The organism is Catellatospora paridis (assembly GCF_009720365.1).
Lineage (GTDB): Bacteria > Actinomycetota > Actinomycetes > Mycobacteriales > Micromonosporaceae > Catellatospora > Catellatospora paridis.
Genome location: NZ_ML769317.1, coordinates 396,101 through 403,815, shown reverse-complemented (window position 1 = coordinate 403,815; position 7,715 = coordinate 396,101). Strand labels below are relative to the sequence as shown.

Sequence of the window (7,715 nt, the reverse complement as noted above, 5' to 3'; positions counted from 1 at the left end):
CGACGGTGGCCAGGGCGATGATGGTGCTGTTGGCGAGTTGTCGCCAGAAGACGCTGTCGGCGAGGATGCCGGTGTAGTTCTCGGGGTGCCAGGGGTCGGGCCAGCCCAGGGGGTTGGTGGACAGTTGTCCGTTGTCCTTGAAGCCGCCGAGCACGCCGAACCCGACCGGCACCACGATCAGCGAGCCGATCGCGATGGAGACGACGTGCAGCACGGCGCGCCGGGCCCGGACTGCCGGGTTATCCGAGGTGGTCATCGCTGGACTCCCCTGTTGGTGATCGCGCCCTCGGTGTCGCGGCGCAGCACGAACCGCTGGTAGAACAGGGCGAAGACGAAGCTCAGCACGAACATGATGATGCTGATCGCGCTGGCGTAGCCGACCTCGAAGCGGCGGAAGCCGCGGTCGAACATGGTGACGGCCATAGTCTCCGAGGCGTGGATGGGACCGCCGCCGGTGAGCACCCAGACCATGTCGAACAGCTGGATGCTGCCGATCACCGACAGGAACACGCTGATCCGGATGGTGGGGCCGAGCAGCGGCAGCGTCACGTGGCGGAACACCTGCCAGGCGCTCGCGCCGTCAGTGGTCGCGGCCTCGGTGAGCTCCTGCGGGATGCCCTGCCGGCCCGCCAGGTACAGGATCATGTGGAAGCCGAAGTACTTCCACGAGATCACCAGGAACAGGGCGAACAGCACCGTGTCCGGGTCGGCGAAGATAGCGCCCGCGTCGGCGCCGAGCCACTTCGACAGCGTGTCGCCCAGACCCCGGTTCGGTGAGAACACGAGGGTGAACAGCACGGCGGTGGTGACCTCGGACAGCACGTACGGGGCGAAGAAGATGACGCGGTAGACGCCGCGGCCCTTGAGCTTCTGGTTGAGCAGCATGGCCAGGCCGAGCGAGACGGGCAGCTGGATCAGCAGCGACAGCCCGATGAGCACGAACGCCCGCCACAGGTCGCCCAGGAACGTCGGGTCCTCGAAGGCGCGGGTGAAGTTGTCGATCCCGACGAAGTTCTCCGGCAAGCCGAAGCCGTTCCACTTGTACATGCTGGCGTAGCCCGCGACCACGATCGGGGTGATGACCAGCAGCAGGAACAGCACCAGCGCCGGGGCCAGGAACAGGGCGATGGTGCCGAGGCGGCGGCGCGGCCGGGGCCGGGCCCGGCGGCCACGCTGCTGCGTGGCCGCCGGATCCGCCGCCAAGAGCTCGGTCGCCGCGTCGTCGGAGCGCTGGCCGGTGATCGTCGATGGCGTCATCGTGCCTGCTCCACTCGGTGCTCGTACGCGGCTACGGGTTCTTGGTCAAGGAACATGGCTACTGGCTCTTCGCGACCTTGGTGATGTCCTTGACGATCTGCTCCGGCGTCTTCGAGCCCGCGATCAGCTCGGCGACACTGTCGTTGACCTGCTGACCGACCGCCGGCGGGTACGCCTGGTCCAGGAACAGCTGGAACCCGGTCGCGCTGGCCAGGCTGGCCGCGACGACCTTGCTGTTCGGGTCCTTGATCGCGTCCGCGGCGTCCTTGACCGTCGGCAGCACCGCACCCGTCGCCGCCGACTTGCGCTGGTTCGCGACGTCCAGCAGCGTCTTCAGGAAGTCGACCGTCGACGCCGGGGCGTTCTTGCCCAGCACGAACCCGTTGCCGCCACCGAACGCCTCCGCGACCGAACCCTTGCCGCCCTCGACGGCCGGGAACGCGAAGTAGCCCAGCTTGTCGCCCAGGCCCTTCTTGCTCGTCGAGCTCGAGGCCTGCACCGACGGAGCCCACTGCCCCATCAGCTCCAGCGCCGCCCCGCCGTTGCCCATCGTCGCGGCCTGACCATCCGGCGACCCGTACTCCGCGCCGAGGAAGCCCTTCTGGAACGGCTGCAGATCCACCAGCTCCTTCAACCGCGTGCCGGCGGCGATGAAGTCCGGGGTGTCGAAGTTGTTGTCCTTCGCCGCCTGCTGAAGCGCTCCCAGACCACCGATGCGCATAGCCAGGTACGCCCAGTAGAAGTGGCCCGGCCACTTCTCCTTACCGGCCAGAGCGATCGGCACGATGCCCTTGCTCTTGATCGTCGACACCGTGGTCAGCAGCTCGGCCCAGCTGGTCGGCGTCGCCGTGATGCCCGCCTTGGCAAAAAGATCCTTGTTGTACCAGAAACCGACCATGCCCACGTCGAACGGGACGCCGTAGATCTTCCCGTCGATCGTGAACGGCTGCACCGACGCCGGCAGCAGGCTGCCGATCCACGGCTGCACGTCGGCCGTGATGTCCTTGACCAGACCGGCGTCGACCTGCTGCTTGAGCACGCCGCCGCCCCACGACTGGAACAGGTCCGGCGGGGAGCCGGCCTGCGTGGCGGTGGTCAGCTTGGCCTTGAACGCCTCGTTCTCCAGCGGCTGGATCACGACCTTCACGTTCGTGTGCGCGGTCTCGTACTCCTTGGCGATCGCCGCCCAGACCGGCAGCATCGGCTCGGTGTTCTGAATGTGCCACCAGTTGATCGTCTGCGGACCGTCGGGCGTGCTCGGCTCGTCGCTGCCACAAGCGCTCAGCAGGTAAGCGCCGGCGCCGGCGCCCGCGATGCCGAGCAGCGTTCTGCGGGAGAGGTGCGCTGTCATGTGCCATCCCTTCGAGGACTTACCAGGTGCTCGGATGCCGACCGGGTCGGCGGGAAGTGCGGAAACGCGGCTCCGAAACTTTCAGTACGCAGCCGGTATTTTCAAGTGATGGCGGGCACGTTACGACGTGGGTACGTACGGGGTCAAGGGGGCTGTCGCATCTCGACTTGAACCGTTACGGTGGGCGGGATTTCTGAAAGTTCCGACCGAGAGTTATCGGAACGAAGCCGGAAGACGGCGCAGTGCCACCCCCGAACACAAGGAGCCGAACATGTCGACCGAGATCGCAGACGTGGCCACCGCCGCCCGGTCGATCCGCAACCCCGTCCTGCCCGGGTTCCACCCGGACCCCTCGATCCTGCGCGTCGGAGACGACTACTACCTGGCCACCTCGACCTTCGAGTGGTACCCCGGCGTACGCGTGCACCACTCCCGCGACCTGATCCACTGGCGCCCGCTGGGCGGCATCGTCACCGAACGCCGCCTGCTCGACCTACGCGGCTGCGGCGACTCCAACGGCATCTGGGCACCCGACCTCACCTGGCACGACGGCCAGTTCCACCTCGTCTACAGCGACGTCGCCAGCTTCGCCAGCGGCTACTGGGACCCCCAGAACTACCTGATCACCGCCCCCGACATCACCGGCCCCTGGTCCGACCCGGTGGTGCTGCACTCGCACGGCTTCGACGCGTCGCTGTTCCACGACGAGGACGGGACCAGTTGGCTGCTGGCGATGAGCGCGGACTGGCGTCCGGGCCGCGACCGATTCGGCGGCATCGAGATCCAGCGCTACGACCGGGCCAAACGACAGCTCGTCGGCAACGCGCAGATCATCTTCACCGGCACCGAGGTCGGCCTGACCGAAGGCCCGCACCTGTACCGCCACGACGGCTGGTACTGGCTGGTCACCGCCGAGGGCGGCACCAGCTGGGAGCACCAGGTGACCGTCGCCCGGTCGCGCAACCTGCACGGGCCGTACGAGGTCGATCCGATCGGGCCGCTGCTGACCTCGGTCGGGCGACCGGACCTGGCGCTGCAGAAGGCCGGGCACGGCAGCCTCGTGCAGACCCAGCACGGCGACTGGTACCTCGCCCACCTCGTCGGCCGCCCCTACACACCCCTGGGCAACTGCGTCCTCGGCCGCGAAACCGCCATCCAGAAAGTCGACTGGACCCCCGGCGGCTGGCCCAGCATCCCCGGTGGCATCCCCGCCGACGAGATCGCCGCCCCCGGCCTGCCGGTGCACGCCTGGCCCGCCGAACCCGCCACCGACCACTTCGACGCGCCCCAGCTGTCCACCTCGTGGTCGACCCTGCGCCGCCCGGCCGGGCCCGACTGGATCGACCTGCGCTCCCGGCCCTCGCACCTGCGCATCCGCGGGGGGCAGTCGCCGGTCGGCAAGCAGACCCCCAGCCTGGTCGCCCGCCGCGTCGGCGCGACCCACTGCTCGCTGGAGACCGTCGTCGAGTTCGACCCCGCCGACCACCGGCACCTCGCCGGGATCACCGCTTACTACAACACCCTGAACTGGTACTACCTCTATCTGACCCGGGCCGACGACGGCAGGGCAGTGCTGGAACTGCTCAGCTCCGACAGCGGCCGGCGCACGGTGTACCCGGACCTCACCGTGGACGTCAGCGCGGCAGGCCGGGTCGGCCTGCGTGCGGAGTTCGACGGGCCCGCGGTGCGGTTCTCCTACGACCTCGGCGACGGCTGGCGGCAGCTGCCCGTCGAGCTGGACGCGACGATCCTGTCCGACGAGCATGCCGCTCTGATCATCGACGGCGAGCCGGCCGCGTGGGGCTTCACCGGCGCGTTCCTCGGCCTGTGGGTGCAGGACCTCGGCAACGACGGCGTGCACGCCGACTACGACCACGCCACCTACCTCGAGCACTGAGCCCCGCAGAGCGAATCGAGGCCGGACGGCACGACCGTCCGGCCTCGATTCGCTCTGCGAAACTTTCGGTGACAGAGGAAGCGCAATCAACGCTGCACCAAGGTATTTCCGGAAGTTCTGATGGTTGACGGTCCCGAATGGCCATCGTAATGTTTCGGCCTAGTAACGGAACATGAGCCGCAACTACCGCCGCACCGCGTTCGGGCCTGGCTCAGCCACGGCCCGCGCTCGCCGCGCACGGCGTCATCCGCACCAACGCAAACTCCCGTGCCACTTCCGTCGACCCCGTCGACCGCCCACCACGGAAGGAACGCCCATGAAATTCAGACGCTGGATCGCCACCGGCGCCGTCGCCATCGCGACCGTCGGCGCGCTCAACACCCTGCCGGCCTCGGCCGGCAGTCCGTACAACCCCGCCGACCAGAGCCTGCGCAACCTCGGGCTGCGCCACGACCTGTACATCGGCACCGCGGTCGACATGGCGGCCCTGAACGACGCCGCGGACCCGCGCTACCGCGAGCTCGTCGCCTCGCAGTTCTCGACGGTGACCGCGGAGAACGTGATGAAGTGGGAGAGCCTGGAGCCCACCCGCGGCACCTACAACTGGGGCCCGGCCGACGAGCTGATCGCCTTCGCCAAGCAGAACAACCAGCGGGTGCGCGGGCACGTGCTGGTGTGGCAGAACCAGCTGCCCGGCTGGCTCACCACCGGCGTGAGCGACGGCTCCATCAGCACCGCGCAGTTGCGTGACATCCTGCGCAACCACATCACCAACGTGGTGAAGCACTTCAAGGGCAAGATCTGGCAGTGGGACGTGGTCAACGAGGCCGTCAGCGACCCGTGGGACAACCCGCCGGCCCTGCACTACAAGGGTTTCTGGGCGCAGCACCTGGGGCCGGACTACATCGCCGACGCGTTCCGCTGGGCGCGCGCCGCCGACCCGAAGGCGCTGCTGTTCTACAACGACTACAACATCGAGGCCTTCGGCTCCGGTGACCCGGCCAACGACAAGACCCAGTTCGTGTACAACATGGCCAAGGACCTGCTGGCGCAGCGGGTGCCGATCGACGGCGTGGGCAGCCAGGGCCACCTGGGCACGCAGTACGGCAACTACGACACCCTGCAGGTGGCCGCGGCGTTGAAGAAGTTCGCCGGCCTCGGGCTGGCGACCGCGTTCACCGAGGTCGACGTGCGCAGTCAGATGACCGAAGCGGTGCGCAACGGCGACTCCAACGAGATCAACCCGCGGCTGCAGGCGTCGGCGGCGAACTACAGCGTGCTGCTGCAGGCCTGCCTGGCCGACCGGCACTGCCTGTCGTTCACCGTCTGGGGCTTCACCGACAAGTACTCGTGGGTGCCGAACTGGTTCGGCAACGAGGGCCTGGCCAACATCTACGACGAGAACTACCAGCCCAAGCGGGCGTACAACCTGATGAAGGCGGACCTGATCTACACCGGCCCGCCGTACGTGCTGCCGCGCATCGCGCAGAAGCCGCGCAGGTAGCGGCGCCGCACCGCCCGTGGGGTCCGGCGGCCTGGGTTTCCAGGCCGTTCGGGCCCCGCTTCGTCGGCGGCGGGTGGAGCCGAGCGGTGCGACGCAGGCGGGCGGCCCTACACCGTCCGCCGCCGTCGTGTTCTCGCACCGCCCGGCATTACCGGGCCCCTCGGAACGGCCCGGCCCGCGACCACGCCGCCGGCCTGCCGCCCCGGTCGCGTCCGGAGACACTCCGGCGCAACCCCGTGCGGTCGCCACCGCCGGTCACGGCGTCTCCTCCATCGCGCCGGGACAGCGGCAAACGGCCGACACACTGGCCACAGCATCCGCAGTATTTTCGGTGACACCGATGGTCGTCAATGACTTTCGGAAAGTATCGGAGTCACCGTCGTGGCCGGACTGCCCTCACATCGGCCGCCCCCACCGCAGGGGGCCACGGCTGCTGCCCACCGCTGCCAAGCCATGGTCGCCGATAGTTTTCCGGAAGTGGTTGACGCTACGAAAACGGCCCGCCGAGAATGAGATTCGCGATGCCCAGAAACGTTTCTACCTGACCGTAGAACAGTTTCCCCCACCGCCCGATCTGGAAGGCACGCCTGTATGTTCTCGTCAGCGAACAGCCGCCGCGTGCTGCGGCTGACCGTCGCCCTCAGCGCCCTCGCGCTGGCCCTCGGCACCGCCGGCACCGCCCAGGCCCGACCCGGAGTGAGCACCGCCATCATCGACACCGCCCGCGGCGACGGCAACGTCGTCAGCTTCACCTTCGACGACGGCCCCAACCCCGCCGACACCCTGCGGCTGCTCGGCGTGCTGCGCCGCCACCACGTCAAAGCCGTGTTCTGCCTGCAGGGCGACCAGGTCGAGCAGCACCCCGACGTGGTGCGCAGGATCGCTGCCGCCGGGCACACGCTGTGCAACCACAGCATGCACCACGACGACATGAGCACCTGGACGCCCGAGCAGATCGCCGCGGATCTGCGGGAGACCAGCGCCGCCATCCGCCGCGCCCTGCCGCACGCCCGCATCCCGTACTTCCGCGCCCCGTTCGGCGCCTGGGGTCAGACCCCGGCCGTGGCCGCCTCGCTGGGCATGCAGCCGCTGGGCTGGCGGCTGGCCATCGCCGACTGGGAGACCCCCGGCGCCGACGAGCTGGTCCGCCGCCTGGAGGAGGGCATCACGCCGGGGGCGGTCGTGCTCATGCACGACGGCGGCGGCGACCGCAGCCAGACCGTCGACGCCGTCGACCGCGTCATCCCGATCCTGAAATCCCGACAATGGCGCTTCACGCTGCCCGAGACCGGCTGCTGAGCGGTCCCAGCGGCGTTGCCGGGGCCCTCGTTCGCCGCGAGGGCCCCGTCCCCCGGGTTCAGCCGGCCGCGGCCCGGCGCCGTTTCCGCTCGTCCTGCAGGATCTGCTTGGCCTCCTGCCTGCTGAGCCCGAGTTCGGACAGCAGTTGTCTCTGCGGTATGAGCAGCAGCGCGCCGATACCCACGCCGACCGCCGCCCCGCACCCGGGTGAGAGCATCAGGTTGTTGGCGATGAGCAGGACCAGCACCCCGACCATCACCACCAAGACGACCCAGACGGAGATCTTCAGGTTGCGGTGCGAACGGACCAACCGGTCGAGGTCCTTCGGACTCAGAGTGCGCATGGTCACCGACGCCTTCCACTCATGAACCTGCCTGGTGGCTGCCGTGGCGAGCCACGCCGCGGCA

The 7,715-nt window shown here is 68.8% G+C and carries 6 protein-coding genes and 1 pseudogene; 3 read left to right on the top strand and 4 right to left on the bottom strand.

The features are described from left to right. From F9C41_RS19640 to F9C41_RS19630, 3 genes and pseudogenes are all read right to left on the bottom strand, one after another. Window positions 1-256: pseudogene (locus F9C41_RS19640) on the bottom strand (carbohydrate ABC transporter permease); the annotation flags it as partial. Then, window positions 253-1,257: a carbohydrate ABC transporter permease gene (locus F9C41_RS19635; protein WP_155388269.1), complete on the bottom strand. Its 1,005-nt coding sequence runs from the start codon at window positions 1,255-1,257 to the stop codon at window positions 253-255. The pseudogene F9C41_RS19640 and the gene F9C41_RS19635, both read right to left, overlap by 4 nt. Window positions 1,258-1,315: 58 nt before the next feature. Then, window positions 1,316-2,608 carry an extracellular solute-binding protein gene (locus tag F9C41_RS19630; RefSeq protein ID WP_155388268.1) on the bottom strand — a complete coding sequence of 431 codons (1,293 nt, stop codon included), beginning with the start codon at window positions 2,606-2,608 and terminating at the stop codon, window positions 1,316-1,318. 271 nt (window positions 2,609-2,879) lie between these two features. On the opposite strand from F9C41_RS19630, the gene F9C41_RS19625 reads away from it, so the two are divergent. The 3 genes from F9C41_RS19625 to F9C41_RS19615 all read left to right on the top strand — a co-directional run bounded on the left by F9C41_RS19625 (window position 2,880) and on the right by F9C41_RS19615 (window position 7,308). Beyond that, complete coding sequence (locus F9C41_RS19625; protein ID WP_155388267.1) at window positions 2,880-4,505, top strand: glycoside hydrolase family 43 protein; 1,626 nt, start codon at window positions 2,880-2,882, stop codon at window positions 4,503-4,505. Between the two features lie 316 nt (window positions 4,506-4,821). Beyond that, the gene (locus tag F9C41_RS19620) at window positions 4,822-6,009 is read left to right on the top strand and encodes an endo-1,4-beta-xylanase (protein ID WP_155388266.1); all 1,188 of its coding nucleotides are present in this window, start codon (window positions 4,822-4,824) and stop codon (window positions 6,007-6,009) included. A 591-nt stretch (window positions 6,010-6,600) separates the two neighbouring features. Further along, the gene (locus F9C41_RS19615; RefSeq protein ID WP_155388265.1) at window positions 6,601-7,308 is read left to right on the top strand and encodes a polysaccharide deacetylase family protein; all 708 of its coding nucleotides are present in this window, start codon (window positions 6,601-6,603) and stop codon (window positions 7,306-7,308) included. A 58-nt stretch (window positions 7,309-7,366) separates the two neighbouring features. On the opposite strand, the gene F9C41_RS19610 is transcribed toward F9C41_RS19615, so the two are convergent. Then, a complete protein-coding gene (locus tag F9C41_RS19610; RefSeq protein ID WP_155388264.1) occupies window positions 7,367-7,651 on the bottom strand; it encodes a hypothetical protein in 285 nt (94 codons plus the stop codon). Window positions 7,652-7,715: the final 64 nt, after the last annotated feature.